At 64.2% G+C, this 17,555-nt stretch carries 17 protein-coding genes; 5 read left to right on the top strand and 12 right to left on the bottom strand.

Annotated elements, in window-relative coordinates; translation table 11 throughout:
- Position 1: 1 nt before the first annotated feature.
- From F8O08_RS02980 to F8O08_RS02955, 6 genes are all read right to left on the bottom strand, one after another.
- Positions 2 to 1,102: a D-alanine--D-alanine ligase family protein gene (locus F8O08_RS02980; protein WP_192497697.1), complete on the bottom strand. Its 1,101-nt coding sequence runs from the start codon at positions 1,100 to 1,102 to the stop codon at positions 2 to 4.
- Positions 1,099 to 2,127 carry an NAD(P)H-dependent glycerol-3-phosphate dehydrogenase gene (locus F8O08_RS02975; RefSeq protein ID WP_192497696.1) on the bottom strand — a complete coding sequence of 343 codons (1,029 nt, stop codon included), beginning with the start codon at positions 2,125 to 2,127 and terminating at the stop codon, positions 1,099 to 1,101. The genes F8O08_RS02980 and F8O08_RS02975 overlap by 4 nt, the downstream gene beginning before the upstream one ends.
- Complete coding sequence (locus F8O08_RS02970; protein ID WP_192497538.1) at positions 2,124 to 2,828, bottom strand: lysophospholipid acyltransferase family protein; 705 nt, start codon at positions 2,826 to 2,828, stop codon at positions 2,124 to 2,126. Before F8O08_RS02970 ends, F8O08_RS02975 begins: the two co-directional genes overlap by 4 nt.
- Positions 2,825 to 3,424 carry a 3-isopropylmalate dehydratase small subunit gene (gene leuD / locus F8O08_RS02965; RefSeq protein WP_158042492.1) on the bottom strand — a complete coding sequence of 200 codons (600 nt, stop codon included), beginning with the start codon at positions 3,422 to 3,424 and terminating at the stop codon, positions 2,825 to 2,827. Before leuD ends, F8O08_RS02970 begins: the two co-directional genes overlap by 4 nt.
- A gap of 1 nt (position 3,425) precedes the next feature.
- The gene (leuC, locus tag F8O08_RS02960; protein ID WP_158042491.1) at positions 3,426 to 4,970 is read right to left on the bottom strand and encodes a 3-isopropylmalate dehydratase large subunit; all 1,545 of its coding nucleotides are present in this window, start codon (positions 4,968 to 4,970) and stop codon (positions 3,426 to 3,428) included.
- A gap of 171 nt (positions 4,971 to 5,141) precedes the next feature.
- Positions 5,142 to 6,161, bottom strand: a complete 1,020-nt coding sequence (locus F8O08_RS02955; protein ID WP_158030995.1) for a TerC/Alx family metal homeostasis membrane protein — start codon at positions 6,159 to 6,161, stop codon at positions 5,142 to 5,144.
- 251 nt (positions 6,162 to 6,412) lie between these two features.
- On the opposite strand from F8O08_RS02955, the gene poxB reads away from it, so the two are divergent.
- Entirely contained in the window at positions 6,413 to 8,140 is a 1,728-nt protein-coding gene (gene poxB / locus F8O08_RS02950) for a ubiquinone-dependent pyruvate dehydrogenase (protein ID WP_158042490.1), read from the top strand.
- 165 nt (positions 8,141 to 8,305) lie between these two features.
- On the opposite strand, the gene F8O08_RS02945 is transcribed toward poxB, so the two are convergent.
- The 3 genes from F8O08_RS02945 to F8O08_RS02935 all read right to left on the bottom strand — a co-directional run bounded on the left by F8O08_RS02945 (position 8,306) and on the right by F8O08_RS02935 (position 11,561).
- Entirely contained in the window at positions 8,306 to 9,640 is a 1,335-nt protein-coding gene (locus tag F8O08_RS02945; RefSeq protein ID WP_158030993.1) for a cation:dicarboxylate symporter family transporter, read from the bottom strand.
- Positions 9,641 to 9,766: 126 nt separating this feature from the next.
- On the bottom strand, positions 9,767 to 11,242 hold the full coding sequence (gene cls, locus F8O08_RS02940; protein ID WP_225733546.1) for a cardiolipin synthase: 1,476 nt from the start codon (positions 11,240 to 11,242) through the stop codon (positions 9,767 to 9,769).
- Between the two features lie 10 nt (positions 11,243 to 11,252).
- Positions 11,253 to 11,561, bottom strand: a complete 309-nt coding sequence (locus F8O08_RS02935) for a chorismate mutase (RefSeq protein WP_158042489.1) — start codon at positions 11,559 to 11,561, stop codon at positions 11,253 to 11,255.
- A 74-nt stretch (positions 11,562 to 11,635) separates the two neighbouring features.
- On the opposite strand from F8O08_RS02935, the gene F8O08_RS02930 reads away from it, so the two are divergent.
- Complete coding sequence (locus F8O08_RS02930) at positions 11,636 to 12,064, top strand: Rho termination factor N-terminal domain-containing protein (protein WP_158042488.1); 429 nt, start codon at positions 11,636 to 11,638, stop codon at positions 12,062 to 12,064.
- A 92-nt stretch (positions 12,065 to 12,156) separates the two neighbouring features.
- On the opposite strand, the gene F8O08_RS02925 is transcribed toward F8O08_RS02930, so the two are convergent.
- From F8O08_RS02925 to F8O08_RS02915, 3 genes are all read right to left on the bottom strand, one after another.
- Positions 12,157 to 12,822 (bottom strand): methionine ABC transporter permease, encoded by a 666-nt coding sequence (locus tag F8O08_RS02925; RefSeq protein ID WP_158042487.1) that lies wholly within the window; start codon positions 12,820 to 12,822, stop codon positions 12,157 to 12,159.
- Position 12,823: 1 nt separating this feature from the next.
- Positions 12,824 to 13,855, bottom strand: coding sequence for a methionine ABC transporter ATP-binding protein (locus F8O08_RS02920; protein WP_158038323.1), 1,032 nt, complete (start codon positions 13,853 to 13,855; stop codon positions 12,824 to 12,826).
- A gap of 155 nt (positions 13,856 to 14,010) precedes the next feature.
- Positions 14,011 to 14,916, bottom strand: a complete 906-nt coding sequence (locus tag F8O08_RS02915) for a MetQ/NlpA family ABC transporter substrate-binding protein (RefSeq protein ID WP_225733455.1) — start codon at positions 14,914 to 14,916, stop codon at positions 14,011 to 14,013.
- Positions 14,917 to 15,092: 176 nt separating this feature from the next.
- Between F8O08_RS02915 and F8O08_RS02910 the strand changes: the two genes are divergently transcribed.
- The 3 genes from F8O08_RS02910 to F8O08_RS02900 are packed head-to-tail and all read left to right on the top strand — an operon-like array spanning position 15,093 to position 17,480.
- Complete coding sequence (locus F8O08_RS02910; protein ID WP_158042486.1) at positions 15,093 to 16,382, top strand: aminotransferase class V-fold PLP-dependent enzyme; 1,290 nt, start codon at positions 15,093 to 15,095, stop codon at positions 16,380 to 16,382.
- Complete coding sequence (sufU, locus tag F8O08_RS02905) at positions 16,379 to 16,825, top strand: Fe-S cluster assembly sulfur transfer protein SufU (protein WP_158042485.1); 447 nt, start codon at positions 16,379 to 16,381, stop codon at positions 16,823 to 16,825. The genes F8O08_RS02910 and sufU overlap by 4 nt, the downstream gene beginning before the upstream one ends.
- 1 nt (position 16,826) lies before the next feature.
- Positions 16,827 to 17,480, top strand: coding sequence for a trimeric intracellular cation channel family protein (locus tag F8O08_RS02900; protein ID WP_158038327.1), 654 nt, complete (start codon positions 16,827 to 16,829; stop codon positions 17,478 to 17,480).
- Positions 17,481 to 17,555: the final 75 nt, after the last annotated feature.

Genomic DNA, 17,555 nt, shown 5'->3' with positions numbered 1-17,555 from the left:
CTCAGCGCAGCGGCTCGTGTTCGAGTGCCTGATCGATGAGATCGGTGATCAGATCTCCGTAATCGAGGCCGGATGCGTGCCACAGCTGGGGGAACATCGAGATCGGAGTGAACCCCGGGATGGTGTTCACCTCGTTGACCACGACCCCGTCAGAGGTCAGGAACACGTCGACGCGACACAGGCCGTGGCAGTCGAGAGCCTCGAACGCCGCTTTGGCCACTCGACGCAGCTCGGCGAGCTCGTCGTCGGTGACGCCTGCCGGGCACACCGTACGTGCCGGGCTGTCGGCCAGGTACTTGGCCTCGAAGTCGTAGAACCCCTCGCCTGAGACGACGATCTCGCCGGCCACCGCGCTGACGCGGGTGCCGGAGCCGTGCAGTGAGCCCAGCACGCCCAGTTCGATCTCGCGACCGGTGACCCCTGCTTCGATCAGTGCTTTGTCGTCTTCGGCGAACGCGATCTCAAGCGCCGCATCCAGCTCGGTGTCGCTGGTCACCTTCGAGACGCCGACGCTCGAGCCCGCACGGGCAGGCTTGACGAAGAGCGGCAGGCCGAGCCCTGCCGCTCGACCGTGCACCTCTGCGGGTGCGACGCGAAATTCGTCGGGGCGCACTGTCACGTAGCGGCCGACGTCGATGCCGGCGGCCTCGAGCACGATCTTCGTGTACTCCTTGTCTGTGCCGACGGCAGATGCGAGCACCCCCGACCCGACATAGGGCAGATCGGCCATCGCGAGCAGCCCCTGAATCGTGCCGTCTTCGCCGAACGGGCCATGCAGCAGCGGCAGCACCACATCGATCTCGCCGAGGTCGGTGACGGTGCCGTCATGGGCGATGGCACGCAGGTGGTGATCCTCTGTGCCGCTGGGCCAGATCACGGTCGTGTCAGAAGGGGCCAGTTCGGGCAGCTGTCCGTCGACGAGCTGAAAACGCTCGGCGTCGTCGGGCTGCAGCACGAAACGCCCTGAGGCAGTGATGCCCACCGGCACCACGTCGAAGCGTTCGCGATCGATCGCGCCGAGCACGCCGCCTGCCGTCGCGACGCTGATCGCATGTTCGCTCGAGCGACCGCCGAACACGACCGCGACTCTCTGCTTCGTCATCGGATCTTGTCTCCTCCGGCCGTGGCATCGGCCAGGGCCTCTTCGTTGCGGGGTGTGATGTGCACGGTGAGGTCGGCCGGATTCATGCGCCCGTCGAGCACCTGAGCCACTTGGCTGACGATCGGCATCTCGACACCGTGCTCACGGGCCAGATCGAGCACGGGCCGCACAGATCCGATGCCTTCGGCCGTCTGCTGCATGCGATGCACGACTTCGTCGAGCGGATGCCCTTGGCCGAGCAGACGCCCGGCGGTGTGGTTGCGTGACAGCGGCGACTCGCAGGTGGCGATCAGATCGCCGAGTCCGGCGAGCCCGACCAACGTCTCAGGTCGACCGCCGAAGGCCACGGCGAACCGACTGATCTCTTCGAGCCCGCGGGTGATGATCGCGGCCTTCGTGTTCTCGCCGTAGCCGACGCCCGCGACGATGCCGACGGCCAGCGCGATCAGGTTCTTCAGCACCCCGCCGTACTCCGTGCCGACCACATCGTCATTGGCGAATGCCGAGAAATACGGATTCGTGACGTGCTGCGCGACCCACTCCGCCAAGGCCAGATCGGTCGACGCCACGGCCGCGGCCGCCGGCTGCTCCGAGGCGATCTCACCGGCGATGTTGGGGCCGCTCAGCACGCCGAGCCGTGCGATGTCCCAGTCGATCTCGTTGACGAGCACCTCGCTCATCCGCAGCATGGTGCCGCGTTCCAGCCCTTTGATCAGGCTGACCAGCACGGCGTCACTGGGCAGGTGCTCTCCGATCGCCGAGAGACTCGCCCGCAGCTGCTGCGAGGGCACTGAGAGAAAGACCAGGTCGCTTCGCGACAGTGCGGCTGACGGATCTGTCGTCGCGTGCAGCGTCTCGGGCAGCGTCACATCGGGCAGGTACTGCTCGTTGCGGTGCTGCTCGTTGATCTGCGCAGCGACCTCGTTGCGCCGGGCGAGCACTGTGGTCTCGCAGCCCGCGTCAGCGAGCACCTTCGCGAAAGTGGTGCCCCAGGAACCGGCGCCGACGACCGCTGCGCGGATCACTTGACGTCTCCGGCGGGCTCGATCGGTTTGGGCCCACGCAGGGTCTCGACTTCGGCGGTGATCGCAGCCATGACATCCGCCGTCGCCTCGGCGAACTCGGCACCGGTGCGCAGGTTCGCGAAGCGCTCCGCGGGAATCGGTTCGCCGATCTGCACGGTGAAGTGTTTGCGGGGAAAGATGTGCAGCCCTTTGCCATACGGCGGCAGGATCTCTTGAGCGCCCCACTGCCCCACCGGCACGATCGGCACGTTCGCCTCTTGAGCCAGGCGCACCGCACCACTCTTGCCCTTCATCGGCCAGAGGTCGGGGTCACGCGTCAGCGTGCCCTCCGGGTAGATCTGCACGGTCTGTCCTTTCGCCAGCCACTTGGCCGCCGATTCGACCGACGCACCTCCGTGGCCGTGACGGTCGACTGGGATCTGACCGGAGTCGCTCAGCACCCAGCCGACGATCGGCAGTTTGAACAGCGAGGCCTTCGCCATGAAATGCGGCATGCGACGCGCCTCCCAGACGAAGCGGATCATCAGCAGCGGGTCGAGCTTGGTCACGTGGTTCGCAACGAGGATGTACGGCCCATCGGGCAGACGGTCGAGTCCACGGAACTCACAGCGCGCAAGGATCTTCGACACCGGCACGATGATCAGCGCCACGACGTACGCGATCAGGGGGTACTCGGTCTTGCGCCGTCGTTTTCTCGTCATGACCTCGCCGGTAGTGTCTTCGGGCGCCAAGCGGCGCGCTTGTCCTCGAAGCGGCTGATCGCCTCTTCGTCTCGCAGGGTCAACGAGATGTCGTCGAGACCTTCGAGCAGCCTCCATCGTACGTCGTCGTCGATGCCGAACGAGAACTCCTCATCGCCGACGCGCAGCGTGCGGGCGACAAGGTCGACCGTCGCCTCAAGCCCTGGGTCTTCGTCGATCAGCGCCCAGACCCGTTCGGTGTCCGCCTCGCTGAGCACTCCGGCGACCAGCCCTTGTTTCCCGGCGTTGCCACGGAAGATGTCGCCGAATCGCGGTGAGAAGACGGCGCGGAATCCATAGTCGTGCAGCGCCCAGACGGCATGTTCGCGCGACGAACCGGTGGCGAAGTCCGGGCCGGCGACCAGAATGCGCGCCGGTGCGAACGCGGGGTCGTTCAGCATGAAGTCCGGGTTCTGCCGCCAGCGGTGGAACAGCGCGTCTTCGAAGCCGGTCTTGGTCACACGTTTCAGATAGACCGCAGGCAGAATCTGGTCGGTGTCGACGTTCGACAGCTTGAGCGGCGCGACGACGGCGGTCAGCGTGGTGAACTTCTCCATGTCAGCGCACCTCCAACGGCAGCAGCCGGGTCTGTGGTTCGGGCATCGGTCGTGCGCTCTCCGGATGCTCGCCGAGCGGAGCGAAGTGCCTGCTGCGCCGCAGCTGCTCGTTCGAGATGCCCAGATCGCTCGGTGACGACAGCGTGCCGCGAACAGCGGTGGCGGCGGCGACCAGAGGCGACACCAAATGAGTGCGCCCGCCCTTGCCCTGTCGGCCTTCGAAGTTGCGGTTCGACGTCGACGCCGCCCGCTGCCCGGGTGAGAGCTGGTCGGGGTTCATGCCCAGACACATCGAGCAGCCTGCGAAACGCCACTCGGCACCGAATGATGTGAAGATGCGGTCGAGCCCCTCGGCCTCTGCCTGCATGCGCACTCGTGCCGATCCCGGCACGACCATCACGCGCAGCCCCTCGGCCTTGCGCCGTCCGTCCATCACCGAGGCGGCCTGTCTCAGGTCTTCGATTCGCCCGTTGGTGCATGAGCCGATGAACACAGTGTCGACCGCGATGTCGCGCATCGGGGTGCCGGCTTGGAGCCCCATGTACTCGATCGCACGGCGGGCTTCACGCTGGTCGTTCTCGTCGTCGTAGGATGCCGGATCGGGCACCGATGACGACAGCGCCACGCCCTGGCCGGGGTTCGTTCCCCACGTCACGAAGGGCTCCAGCGTGTCGACGTCGATGTCGACCTCACGGTCGAAGACGGCTTCGGAGTCACTGTGCAGCGTGCTCCAGTAGGCGACTGCGTCGTCCCACTCCTGCCCCTGAGGAGCGTGCGGGCGTCCTTTGACATAGGCGAAGGTGGTCTCGTCTGGAGCGACCATGCCGGCTCGGGCCCCGGCTTCGATCGACATGTTGCAGATCGTCATGCGACCCTCCATCGACAGCGCCCGGATGGCTGATCCGCGGTACTCGAGGATGTATCCCTGACCTCCGCCGGTGCCGATCTTCGCGATGACGGCGAGGATGATGTCTTTGGGCGTCACTCCGGGGCGAAGCCTGCCTTCGACGTTGATCGCCATGGTCTTGAACCGCTTGAGAGGCAGCGTCTGCGTCGCCAGCACGTGCTCGACCTCGCTGGTGCCGATGCCCAGCCCGATGGCGCCGAACGCGCCATGCGTCGAGGTGTGCGAATCGCCACAGACCACGGTGATGCCAGGCATGGTGAGCCCGAGCTGTGGGCCGACGACGTGCACGATGCCCTGGTCGTCGTCGCCGAGCTGATGCAGTCGCACGCCGAACTCTTTGACGTTCTGGCGCAGCGTGTCGATCTGCACGCGACTGACTGGATCGGCGATCGGGCGGTCGATATCGATCGTCGGTGTGTTGTGGTCTTCGGTTGCGATGGTCAGATCAGGCCGACGCACAGGACGACCAGCCTGGCGCAGGCCGTCGAACGCCTGCGGACTCGTCACCTCGTGCAGCAGATGCAGGTCGATGTAGAGCAGGTCTGGTGCCCCGTTCTCACCTGCTGTGACGACGTGGGCGTCCCAGATCTTCTCGGCCAGTGTGCGAGGGCGAGATGCTGAGTGCTGTGTCTCTGACATGTTGGTCATACTCTTCTCCATTCGGCTTCAGACCACGGTGAGACTCCGCGACGAGTGGATCTGTCAGAACTCGATCTCGTCGCGGCACCCAAGAAGAAGCCGCTGGAACTGCATGGCCGAGATTTTACCACGCAGGTCGGCAGCAGCCTGCGTCCGCCTGCGAGAGGAAGCTCAGAGACGCACGCCCGGCATCGGCCCTCGTTCCCCGCTTCGCCGTGCGTCTCGACGAGCTTTCATCAGACTCGCCACGGTGGCGGTGACCATCGACACCAAGATGACCGAGAGTGATGTCCATGTGCTGATCTCAGGGGCCCAAGTGATCGGCTGACCGCCGTTGACGAACGACAGCTCGTTCACGTGCATCGCGTGGAAGACGAGCTTCACGCCGATGAACGCCAGGATGAATGCGATGCCGTACTTGAGATATTCCAGCTTCTCGAGGAGTCCGCCGAGCAGGAAGTACAGCTGGCGCAGGCCCATCAGGGCGAAGACGTTGGTGGCGAAGACCAAGAAGGCGTTCTGTGTGATGCCGAAGATCGCGGGAATCGAGTCGAGTGCGAAGAGAAGATCAGTGCTGCCGATCGCCAGAAAGACGATGACCATCGGCGTCCAGAAGCGCTTGCCGTCAATGGTCGTGCGCAGCTTGGAACCATCGAACTCGTCGGTGATGGCCACACGCTTGCGAAGCGTGCGAATGAGCAGGTTGTCTTCTTGCCCCTCGTTGTCGTTCTCCTTGCCGAACGCCTGCTTCCATGCGGTGTAGACGAGGTACGCGCCGAAGAGGTAGAAGACGAAGCTGAAGCTCTCGATCAGCTGCGCGCCGAGCAGAATGAACACGCCACGCAGCACCAGCGCCACGATGATGCCCACCATGAGCACCTCCTGCTGGTACTTCTTCGGCACACCGAAGCGAGACATGATGATGACGAAGACGAAGAGGTTGTCGATGCTGAGCGAATACTCAGTGAGCCAGCCGGCGATGAACTCGCTGCCGTGCTGGGCATCGCCGATGACGAACAGCGTGCCGGCGAAGATCAGCGCCAGCAGCACATAGAAGCCAACCCAGAGGCTCGCCTCTTTCATCGATGGCACGTGTGGTCGTTTGACGACCAACAGCAGATCGGCCACCAGAATCAGCAGCATGACGATCGTCGAGCCGATTTCGAACGAGACGGGCAAAACGGGTTCCATAGACGGAGGTTTCCTCTCGAGGCCGGTCAGATGCACCGACCGATGGTGCACTGGTATGGCCGAAAGTCTCTCCCACGTCGCTCGGACGCCCGCCGGCCGGTCAGATGATGGCATCTGGCGTATTGACGACCAAACGATATCGGGATACTCCCCTTCGCAGGTGGCAACTCTAGCATGTCTCGCCGAGAGCCACAGCGGTATAGTCGGCAGCGTCGCGTTAACCCCACTAGACCTTGTCAGAGGAGAGCACCATGACGACGATCGCTCAGAATCTCATCGACACCCTTGAACAGAACGGTGTCTCACGAATCTACGGAGTCGCAGGTGACTCCCTCAACGGCATCACCGATGCCATCCGCACCAGCGACGGCATCGACTGGGTACAGGTGCGTCACGAGGAGTCAGCGGCCTTCGCCGCAGGCGCGGAGTCGCAGCTGACCGGAGAGATCGCCGTCTGCGCCGGCTCGTGTGGCCCGGGCAACCTGCACTTGATCAACGGACTCTTCGACGCCAACCGCTCCCGCACTCCAGTGCTCGCCATCGCCGCACACATCCCCAGCGAAGAGGTCGGCACCGGCTACTTCCAAGAGACCCACCCGCAGGATCTCTTCCGCGAGTGCAGCGTCTACGCCGAGCTGGTCTCGAACGCGAAGCAGATGCCTCGGCTGCTCGAGATCGCCATGCGCACGGCGATCGAGCGTCGTGGTGTCGCCGTTCTCGTCATCCCCGGAGACGTCGCACTCACCGAAGCTCTCGACAGCCGTGTGACGAAGATCGCACCGACGCATCCCGTGGTGCGCCCCAGCGACGACGAGCTGCAGAATCTCGCGAACGTGCTCAACGGAGCCGACAAAGTGACCATCCTGGCCGGTGCCGGCGTTCAGGGCTCGCATGACGAGCTGGTGCAGATCGCAGACACGCTCGGCGCGCCGGTCGTGCACGCGCTGAGAGGCAAGGAGTTCGTCGAGTACGACAACCCCTTCAGCGTCGGCATGACCGGGCTGCTCGGCTTCGCGTCGGGGTATCGGGCCATTGATGCGGCTGACGTGCTGCTCATGCTGGGCACCGATTTTCCGTACCCACAGTTCTACCCCGAGAATGCGACTGTCATCCAGGTCGACATTCGTGGTGAGCAGCTCGGGCATCGCACACCGCTCGACATCGGTCTGGTCGGCGATGTCGGCGACACTGTGCGGGCTCTGCTGCCTCTGCTTGACCGCAAGCAGAACCGCGAGCATGTCAAAGACGCGCTCAAACACTACAAGTCGACTCGCGCGAAGCTCGACGAACTCGCGACCCCGGGCCGCCGCGATCACGGCCCGCTGCATCCGCAGTACGTCGCGAAAGTCGTCGACGAACTCGCGTCAGACGACGCCGTGTTCCTGGCCGACGTCGGCTCTCCTGTGGTTTGGGCCGCACGCTATCTGACCATGAACGGCCACCGCCGTCTGCTCGGCTCGTTCACGCACGGGTCGATGGCCAACTCTGTGCCACAGGCGATCGGCGCGCAGATGGCGTACCCAGATCGCCAGGTCGTCACGTTCAGCGGTGACGGCGGACTCACCATGATGCTCGGCGACCTGCTGACGCTGACGCAGTCGAAGCTGCCGGTCAAGATGGTCGTCTTCAACAACTCGTCGCTCAACTTCGTCGAGCTTGAGATGAAGGCCGCTGGCTTCGTGAACTACGGCACCGGCCTGGAGAACCCGAACTTCGCCGACCTCGCCAATGGCGCCGGCATCTTCGGCCAGCGCGTCGAGCGTCCGAGCGAGCTCAAGCCCGCCCTTGAGGCGGCATTCGCCCACGACGGGCCTGCGCTGATCGACGTGGTCACCAACCGGCAGGAGCTCTCAATGCCTCCGACGGTGAAGGCGGAGCAGATGAAGGGCTTCGCGCTGTACGCCATCCGCACGGTGATGTCAGGACGCGGCGACGAGCTGCTCGACCTCGCGCAGACCAACTGGCGTCAGCTGTTCTGACGCACTGAGACGGCGACGCGCCGACGATTCTCTTTGGTGCATGACGAAGGGGCTCGCCCCGGAATGAGGATTCCGGGGCGAGCCCCTTCTGTGTCTACAGACTGAACGGTGTCTGCAGACTGACGAGGCGCACCTGCTGCCGCAGGCCTGACCCGTCAGCAGCGATCAGTGACCGCCGTCGAAGTTGGCCTCGTCGAACGGATCCTTGCCGCTCAGCACCTTCTTGACCTGCTCGTGATCGATCTCTTTCGTCCAGGTGCCGACGAGCACGGTCGCGATCGCGTTGCCCGCGAAGTTCGTCAGAGCGCGAGCCTCAGACATGAAGCGGTCGATGCCGACGACGATGCTGACGCCGTTGACCAAGTCGGGACGAGCCGCCTGCAGACCGCCGGCCAGCGTGGCGATGCCGGCGCCGCTGACGCCCGCAGCTCCCTTCGAGGCGATCATCATGAACAGCAGCAGACCGATCTGCTCCTGAATCGACATCGGGTTGCCCATGGCGTCAGCGATGAACAGCGACGACATCGTCAGGTAGATGGCCGTGCCGTCCAGGTTGAAGGAGTAGCCGGTCGGCACGGTGATGCCGACGACCGCTTTGTCGACGCCCAGGTGCTCCATCTTGCCGATCAGACGCGGCAGTGCGCTCTCTGATGACGAGGTGGCCAGAATCAGCAGGAACTCCTTGCCCAGGTACTTCAGGAACGAGAAGACGTTCACACGTGCGACGAGCCAGAGGATCGCTCCCAGAATGACGAAGACGAACAGCGCACAGGTGACGTAGAAGCCCACCATGACCGAGACCAGACTGCCGAGACCGCCCCAGCCGGTCGCTCCGATCAGGGCGGCCAGACCGCCGAACGCACCGATCGGCGCCACCCACATGATCATGCTCAGAATGCGGAAGACCACTTTCTGAATCGCACCGATGGCCTTGAGAATGGGTTCGGCGGCCGATCCCATGCCCTGCAGGGCGAACCCGGTGAGCAGTGCGACGAACAGCCCGGGCAGTACGTTGCCGCTGGCGAACGGCTCGACGAGGCTCGCCGGAATGATGCTCAGTATGAAGTCTGTGAGATTAGTTGCCTCACCGCTGGCACCGGGGATCTTGGCCGGGTTGGCAAGCAGCTCGGAGACGTCCAGGCCGGTGCCCGGCTTGATGATGTTGCCCACCACGAGACCGATCGCGAGGGCGACGACTGACATGATGATGAAATACCCGAGGGCCAGCCCGCCGATCTTGCCGACGGTGGCGGCTTTGGCGATCGAACCGATGCCGAGCACGATCGTGCAGAAGATGATCGGAACGATCATCATCTTGATCAGCGAGACGAACCCGGTGGCCAGCGGCTTCATCGCCACGGCGGCATGCGGCGCCACGAACCCGAACACGATGCCCAGGACCGCTGCGACGATCACCAGCACGTAGAGCCACGTGGTCTTCGGCTTTTTCTGTTTGGGCCGGTCGACGCCGCCCTTGGACTTATCAATCTGTGTGTTCATGACTGATCGCTCTTTCACTCTTCCCCATTGAAGCGACGCACGATCGCGGTGACCGTGTGCTGACGTCGGTGGTCAGGCCAACGACGAACGTATACACGATACACCTGTCGAGCAGCTGTCCGACTGCTACTGCAACGCCGATGTCAGACGACAGATGTTGTCGGCCATGCGCTTGTACCACGGGCGCGTGCTCCACTCGCCCAGAGTCAGCTGAACGCTGCTGCTGCGATAGAGTCGCGCGATGTCGCCCAGCACGTTCGCCGTGGCTTCGCCGTAGAGCAGCACTGTGACCTCCATGTTCAGCGTGAACGAACGCATGTCCATGTTGCTCGAGCCGAGAGCCGAGACCTGATCGTCGACGATGACGTACTTCGTGTGCAGCAGCGCCGGTGCTCGATAGCGCCAGATGCGCACTCCCATTTGCAGCAGCTGTTCGTAGTAGGAGCACTGCGCATGATGTACGAGAAACTGGTCTGCCATCTCTGAGACATAGAGGTCGACATTGATTCCTCGAGCGCGAATGTTCGCCATGGCGTACAGCATGGCGTCGTTGGGCACGAAGTAGGGGCTGACGATCTCGACGCTGTGGCGCGCGTGATAGAGCAGCGCCAGAAACATCTGCAGATTCGACTCGCTGGCGTAGCCCGGCCCGCTGGGAACCACCTGGCACTGCACCGGCCCGCGCAGCTCATGGACGTTGCGGGCGAAACGTCTCTGCAGCGACTCCTCGATGACCTCTTCGCCGACCTCGATGAACCAGTCGGTCGCGAATACCGCGTCGAGCTCGGCGACCACCGGCCCCTCGAAGCGGGCCATCAGGTCGATCCAGCGCATCCCCCGTCTGATCGCCTTCGGCTTGTGGTAGCTGGGATGCACCAGATTAAGCGACCCGGTGAAGCCCACCTCGCCGTCGACGGTGACGATCTTTCGATGGTTGCGCAGGTCGGGCCGCTGCATGTGCCCTCGCATCGGTTTGAACGGCAGCGTATAAGCCCACGACGCACCGATGGCATCGAGCTCGCGCCGAGTCTGGGCGAAGCCGCGGGTGCGGCGTGAGGCCCAATAATCGATGAGGATGCGTACAGTCACGCCGCGCTGCACGGCTCGTCGCAGCGCGGCGAAGAACGGCGCGGTCGTCTCGTCGTAGGCGAGGATGTAGAACTGCACGTGCACCCGTTGCTGCGCGCGGTCGATCTCTGCGATCATCGCGTCATACGACTCCAGGGTCTCGTGCATGATGTGCACCTGATTGCCGCCGACGAGCGGCATGCCGCCCAGCCGCTGGTTGAGATCGATGACTTCGACGAACCAGTCGGGCGCATTGCCCAGCGCCGTCTCGACGTGCAGCGTCGGCGACTTGCCGTTGATGCGCAGGGCGGCCTCACGCTGCTTCTCGCGGCGCTGCTTCGGCAGGTGGTTCGTGCCGATGGCCAGAAAGAGCAGAAAGCCGATCAGCGGAAAGAACGTGACCGTCATCAGCCATGCAGTGCCCGATGCGGGCGTGCGGTTGCGCGGCACGATGAACAGCGCCACGAGTCGCAGGGCCAGGTCGATGACGATCAGGATGCCAAGCACCCAAGTGAGCACGGTCGGGAATTCCACGAGCAGACGCTCAGGGCTTCAGACGGTTCGACGCCTCGGTGTGGTGATGGATCACTTCGGCGATGATGAAGTTGAGGAACTTCTCGGCGAACTCCGGGTCAAGGTTGGAGTCGACGGCGAGCGCTTTCAACCGCGCGATCTGTTGATGCTCGCGGTCGCTGTCAGTCGCCGGCAGGCCGTGTCGCGCTTTGAGCACACCGACCTCTTTGGTGCATTTGAAACGTTCGGCCAGAATGTGAATCAGCGCGGCGTCGAAGTTGTCGATGCTCTCTCTGATCTCGCTCAGTCGCACCGGAATCTGTTGTTCGTGTTGCACCATGTCTCCATCCTAGTTAACGCGCAGTTGATACGATCAGCAGGCCAGTGCAGTTCTATTGGGAAGGCTGGATCACGATGTCGAAGAGCAAGAAGGCCGAGAAGGCTGCCGAAGAGGCCTTTGAGAAGGCTGCGAAGGCAGTGAAAGAGGCTCGCCGCCTCGCCGACAAGGCCGGCAAAAGGGCCAAGAAGCAGGCCAAACAGCTGGAGTCGACGCTCGAGAAGCTCGCCAAACGCGCACAGGAGCGCCTGGCAGAGCGTTCGACGGTCACGACCCCTGAGGTGGCCGTGCCGAAGGCTCCGAAGAAGGCCGAAGCTGCGGGCAAGGTGGCGAAGCCCGCTCAGCAGGGCGCGTCGAAGTCGAAGGCAGCCGCCGCGAAGCGACCCGCTCAGTCTGATCTCAGCACGAAGACGGTCGTCGAGCTGCGCGCGCTGGCACGCGAGCGCGGTCTGAGCGGCTACTCCCGTCTGACCAAAGCCGATCTGATCGCACTGCTGCAGCGCTGATCGCGGCAGCAGCACGGCATCCGCAGTTCTGGCGCGGGTGCGTCTGCAAGGCCACCCGGGCACGCCCACCGGCGCCCGGGTAGCCTTGCCGTTTAACGCCGAAGTCGTCGCCGCGAGAGCCAGTTGCCGAGCCCCTGCACCACCTGCACGATGATCACAATGATCACGACTGTTGTCCAGGTGATAACCGGATTCGCCTGCCGGTAGCCGTATTGAATCGCATAGTTGCCGAGGCCGCCGGCCCCCACGACGCCGGCCACCGCAGACATGTCGATGATCGCCACGAAGGCGAAGGTGTAACCGAGGATCAGAGCGCCCAGCCCCTCGGGGATCAGCACTTGGAAGATGATGCGCGGCAGGCCGGCCCCCATCGCCCGGGCAGCTTCGATCACACCGGGGTTGACGGTGACCAGGTTCTGCTCGACCAGACGTGCGATGCCGAAGGTTGCCGCGAGCACCATGGTAAACGTCGCCGCCTGGATGCCGATGCCGATGCCGACGACCGCGCGAGCCAGGGGCTGCACGGCTGCGATGAAGATGACGAATGGAATCGGGCGGAAGAAGTTCACCAGCACGTTGATGATCTGGAAGACGAACCGGTTGGCCAGCAGGTTGCCTTTGCGCGTCAGGTACAGCACGAGGCCGAGCACTAGCCCGAGCACGCCGCCCAGTGCGACAGCGATGACGACCATGTAGAGCGTCTCGCCGGTCGCCGCGATGAGATCTGGAATGGTCTGGTTCCAGTCGATGGGCTTCATGTCAGGCCACCTCTTCGATGTTTGCGTCGTCGACGGCTGTCGCGATGAATTCGGCGACCACCGGCGTCGAGCCAGTGACCTCATAGAGCAGGTAGCCGAAGCCGCGGCCCTGGATCGTGCTGACCCCGCCGTAGATCAGCTCGAGATCGAGGCCGTCGCGGTCTGCTGCGGCATGTTCGAGAGCCTTCTGAGCAGTGTCGCCGTCGAGCACCCGCACGCTGAGCAGGCGGCCGGGGTGCAGAGCGCGGAGCTCCTGCATCTCGGTCTCGGGCGGGGTCGGACTCACCAGTGTGCGCACGAATCTGCGCGTGACGTTCTGCTTCGGGTTCGAGAACGTGTCGTAGACCTCGCCCTGCTCGACGACGCGCCCGTGCTCCATCACGACCACGTGGTCGGCGATGCTGCGCACGACGTCCATCTCATGCGTGATGATGACGATCGTGACGCCGAACTCGCGGTTGACCCGGCTCAGCAGGGCGAGCACCTCTTGAGTCGTCTCGGGGTCGAGCGCGCTCGTCGCCTCGTCGGCGAGCAGGATGCGGGGTGAGGTCGCGAGCGCACGAGCGATGCCGACACGCTGCTTCTGCCCGCCGGAGAGCTGCTCGGGGTAGTTGCGGCTGCGATCGCTCAGACCGACGAAGTCGAGCATCTCCTGGACGCGCGCCTGACGTTCGGCACGATCTCGCCCGGCGACTCGCAGCGGGAACTCGATGTTCTTCGCGACGGTCTTCGACTCAAGCAGGTTGAACTGCTGAAAGATCATGCCGATGTCGAGGCGTGCCCGTCTCAGATCTCGCTCGTTCAGCGCGGTGATCTCGCGCCCGTCGACCACGATGCGACCTGACGTGGCCGGTTCGAGCGCATTGATCAGTCGGGCGAGCGTGCTCTTGCCGGCACCGGAGTAACCGATGATGGCAGTGATGCTTCCTTCGTCGACCTCAAGATCAACGTCGTCGACGGCCAGAATCGGCTCGGCTCCGCGCTTTGGCGCAGGGTAGGTCTTCGACACCCCGTTCAGAGTGATGAGTGCCATACTGACTTTCCTTCCGGCGTGTGGGTTCCCTGCCCGAGGATACCCGGTGGGCGGTGTGCTGCAGGCTCAGACGTCATTCACCAGGCACCACGCCCAGAAAGACCGGAGGGCCGGAACCGAGTTCCGCCTCTCCGGTCTTCTCTGGCTGATCGAGATCAGGCCTTGTTCGTGATCTGATCCTGTGTCGTCTTGAGCAGCTCCTGCAGCTCAGACGCCGAGGTGGTCAGAGGCGTCGCAGTGTTACCTGAGGCCTCCTGCAGCGCGGCCTGCACGTCTGCGTTTTCCTGGAAGATCTTCACGAGCTTGAGGTAGGTCTCGTTGTCTTTGTCTTCAGCACGGGAGACGAAGATGTTGATGTACGGCTTGGCGCTCTCAGCGTCGGGCTTCGACTGCGCGAGCGGCTCTTTGCCCACGAGATCGGCGTTCTTCAGGAAGTCATTGTTGACGACCGCACCGTCGAGGTCTTGCAGACCATTCGCCGTCTGATCGGCGGAGAGCTCCTTCACCTTGACCTTAGACGCGGCTTCGTCGACGTCACGGGAGTCTGCGACGGCAGTCCACTCTCCTTTCAGCTTGATCAGCCCGGCGTCGACCAGCACGCCCAAGGCGCGAGCCCGGTTGGTCTCGTCGTTGGGCACTGCTACGGTGCCTCCCTCTGGAATCTGGTCGATGCTGTCATGCGTCTTCGAGTAGAGACCGAGCGGGTAGATCGCCGTCGCGCCGATCGGCGTCAGATCCTGGTTGTTCTTCACATTGGAGTTGGCCAGGTAGATGATGTGCTGGAACTCGTTGAGGTCGAGCTCTTTCTCGGCGAGTGCCGGGTTCGGCTGGGTGTACTCGGTGAAGTCGACGATGTCGACGTGGATGCCCTCTGCCGTGGCGGCCTTCTCGAATGCGGCCCACTGCGGGTCGCTCTTACCGACGACGCCAATCTTGACCGGGTTCGACTCGCTGCCCTTCGCAGCGTCAGAGCTGCCGCCGCTTGCGCAGCCGGTGAGCATGGCTCCGACCAACGGGATCGCCACGGCCAGTCCGAACAGTTTCTTTTTCGAGATTCTCAAGGTGCTGCCTTTCATCGTGAGTACAACCATTCAAGTCTGGCGGTCAATCGGGATCGGGCAAAATCTCGCTGACAGTTTGTGAAACAATTCGTCATCGTGGCGCGCAGGCGCGTACCCTTTCGTCCGGCTGACGACCGATCTATCCTTGGATCAGCCCTTAACGCAAAGGATTCTGCATGTCTTCAGTCGAGACTCTCCTTCCAGAAGAGATTGAGAGAATTCGCAACGACTTTCCCCTGCTCGAGCGACGCATCGGCGATCACCAGCTGATCTATCTCGACTCGGGCGCCACAGCGCAGCGGCCGATCAGTGTGCTCGACGCCGTGCAGGAGTTCGATGAGATGCGCAATGCCGCAGTTCATCGCGGGGCGCACACTCTCGCCGGCGAGGCCACCGAGCTCTTCGAAGAGGCGCGGCACAAGGTTGCGTCGTTCGTCGGTGCAGACGACGACGAGATCGCATGGACGAAGAACGCCACAGAGGCGTTGAACGCCGTCGCCTATGGGTTCGTCAATGCCACGGCGGGTCGCGGAGGCGAGGCCGCGCAGCGGTTCGTGCTGCGGCCCGGTGACGAGATCGTCGTCACTGAGATGGAGCATCATGCCAATCTGGTGCCTTGGCAGGAGGTGGCCGCGCACACCGGCGCCACGCTGTGCTACATCCCGTTGTCAGACAACGGCGCGCTCGACATGGATGCAGCCGAGGGCCTGATCGGAGAGCACACCCGGGTGCTGGCGTTCACTCACGTCTCCAACGTGCTCGGCACCATCAACCAGGTCGGCCGCCTCGTCGAGCTGGCGCAGGCCGCCGGCGCCTACACCGTGCTCGACGCCTGCCAGTCGGCGCCGCACCTTCCGCTCGATCTGCACGCACTCGGCGTCGACTTCGCCGCCTTCAGCGGGCACAAGATGCTCGGGCCGACAGGAGTCGGCGCGCTGTACGGTCGCAGCGAGCTGCTCAACGCGCTGCCGCCGTTCATCACCGGCGGGTCGATGATCACGACGGTGACCATGGAGCACACCGATTTCATGCCTGCGCCCACCCGCTTCGAAGCGGGAACGCAGATGGTCGCCCAAGCCGTCGGCTTCGGTGCCGCCACTGACTACCTGTCGCACATCGGGCTCGACCGCATCGCCGCGCATGAGCATGCGCTCGGTCAGCGTCTCGCCGAAGGCGTCTCGCAGATTCCGGGCGTGCGTCTGCTCGGTCCTGCCGCCGGCGTCGATCGTGCGGGTATGGTCTCGGTCGATGTCGACGGTGTGCACGCGCACGATGTCGGGCAGTTCCTCGACGATCGCGGGATCGCCGTTCGCGTGGGCCATCACTGCGCCCAGCCGGTGCATCGACGCTACGGCGTCACCGCCTCGACGCGGGCGAGCGTCTACCTGTACACCACCGAGGCCGAAGTCGACGCCTTCCTCAACGGGCTCTCAGACGTTCGCGGTTTCTTCGGAGCAGACCGTTGAGCGGCCTGCAGGATCTCTACCAGACCGTCATCATCGAGGAGTCGCGGGAGCGCCGCGGAGACGGCACATTTGCCGACGGCACTTGGACGGGGCATTCCCACCAGGTCAACCCCACATGCGGCGACGAGATCACGCTCGGCGTGCGGTTAGACGCCGACGACCGCATCGAGTCGATCGGCTGGCAGGGTGACGGCTGCTCCATCTCGATGGCGAGCGCATCGCTGCTGACCGATCTGCTGCAGGGCAAGTCGCGCGACGAAGCCCTCGAGCTGATCGGCGAGTTCCGCGACGTCATGCACTCTCGTGGTCAGCGTGAACCGGATGTCGAGCGTTTCGGAGACGCGGTCGCTCTCGGCGGCGTCAGCCGCTATGTGATGCGTGTGAAGTGCGCGATGCTCAGCTGGGTCGCGTTGGAGGACGCCCTGCGCAAGTCGGAGCGCTGAGATGGATGCGGACGCGATCATTCGCATCGTCTATCTGATCGGCATCAGCTCGTTCGCCGTCAGCGGCGTTCTCGCTGCTGCGCGTGCGCACCTCGACTTCTTCGGTGCGCTGCTGGTCGGGCTGCTCTGCGCCGTCGGTGGCGGCACGCTCCGTGAGACGCTGCTCGGCAACACTCCGGTCTACTGGATGCACGATCCCGTCATTCTGGCCACGGTGCTCTCCGTCGCCATCGCGGCGTTCGTCCTCGTCCGCTTCGTCATCATTCCCCGCTGGCTGCTCGAACTGACCGACATCGCCGGTCTGGCGATCGTGTCGGTCATCGGGGCCAAGGCCGCGATCGCGGCGGATGCGACGCCGCTGGCCGTCTTCATCCTGGCTGTGCTCACCGGGGTGACGGGCGAGATCATTCGAGATCTGCTGGTCGCGCAGTCTCCCCCGACGCTGCTCGTGCGAGAGATCTACGCCGCCGCGTCGTTCGCCGGTGCGGTCATGTACTGGGTGCTGCACGTGGCTGGCATCGGAGACCTCACTGCGACGGTGGTCGCCGTGCTGACCATCGCCACGATCCGTGTGCTCGCGATCTGGCGTGGCTGGCACCTGCCCAAGGCACGCCTGCGCGTGCAGCCGAACTCCGGCATCGCCGACGAGCTCTGACGCAGAGAGGCGGGGGCCCGCGGGGGCCAACCGGGGGGGGCGGGGCCCCGCCGCCCCCGGGGGGGGGGGGGGGAG

The sequence above is a fragment of the Pseudoclavibacter sp. CFCC 13611 genome (assembly GCF_008831225.1).
GTDB lineage: Bacteria > Actinomycetota > Actinomycetes > Actinomycetales > Microbacteriaceae > Pseudoclavibacter_A.
Note: the sequence above shows the minus strand (reverse complement) of the source record. Positions and strands in the feature narration are given on the sequence as shown.

Bases quoted from the DNA above. Each gene is read 5' to 3' on its own strand.
- F8O08_RS02980 (WP_192497697.1), bottom strand. From the start codon at position 1,102: ATGACGAAGCAGAGAGTCGCGGTCGTGTTCGGCGGTCGCTCGAGCGAA.
- F8O08_RS02970 (WP_192497538.1), bottom strand. From the start codon at position 2,828: ATGACGAGAAAACGACGGCGCAAGACCGAGTACCCCCTGATCGCGTAC.
- leuD (WP_158042492.1), bottom strand. From the start codon at position 3,424: ATGGAGAAGTTCACCACGCTGACCGCCGTCGTCGCGCCGCTCAAGCTG.
- leuC (WP_158042491.1), bottom strand. From the start codon at position 4,970: ATGTCAGAGACACAGCACTCAGCATCTCGCCCTCGCACACTGGCCGAG.
- F8O08_RS02955 (WP_158030995.1), bottom strand. From the start codon at position 6,161: ATGGAACCCGTTTTGCCCGTCTCGTTCGAAATCGGCTCGACGATCGTC.
- poxB (WP_158042490.1), top strand. From the start codon at position 6,413: ATGACGACGATCGCTCAGAATCTCATCGACACCCTTGAACAGAACGGT.
- F8O08_RS02945 (WP_158030993.1), bottom strand. From the start codon at position 9,640: ATGAACACACAGATTGATAAGTCCAAGGGCGGCGTCGACCGGCCCAAA.
- F8O08_RS02935 (WP_158042489.1), bottom strand. From the start codon at position 11,561: ATGGTGCAACACGAACAACAGATTCCGGTGCGACTGAGCGAGATCAGA.
- F8O08_RS02930 (WP_158042488.1), top strand. From the start codon at position 11,636: ATGTCGAAGAGCAAGAAGGCCGAGAAGGCTGCCGAAGAGGCCTTTGAG.
- F8O08_RS02925 (WP_158042487.1), bottom strand. From the start codon at position 12,822: ATGAAGCCCATCGACTGGAACCAGACCATTCCAGATCTCATCGCGGCG.
- F8O08_RS02920 (WP_158038323.1), bottom strand. From the start codon at position 13,855: ATGGCACTCATCACTCTGAACGGGGTGTCGAAGACCTACCCTGCGCCA.
- F8O08_RS02910 (WP_158042486.1), top strand. From the start codon at position 15,093: ATGTCTTCAGTCGAGACTCTCCTTCCAGAAGAGATTGAGAGAATTCGC.
- F8O08_RS02900 (WP_158038327.1), top strand. From the start codon at position 16,827: ATGGATGCGGACGCGATCATTCGCATCGTCTATCTGATCGGCATCAGC.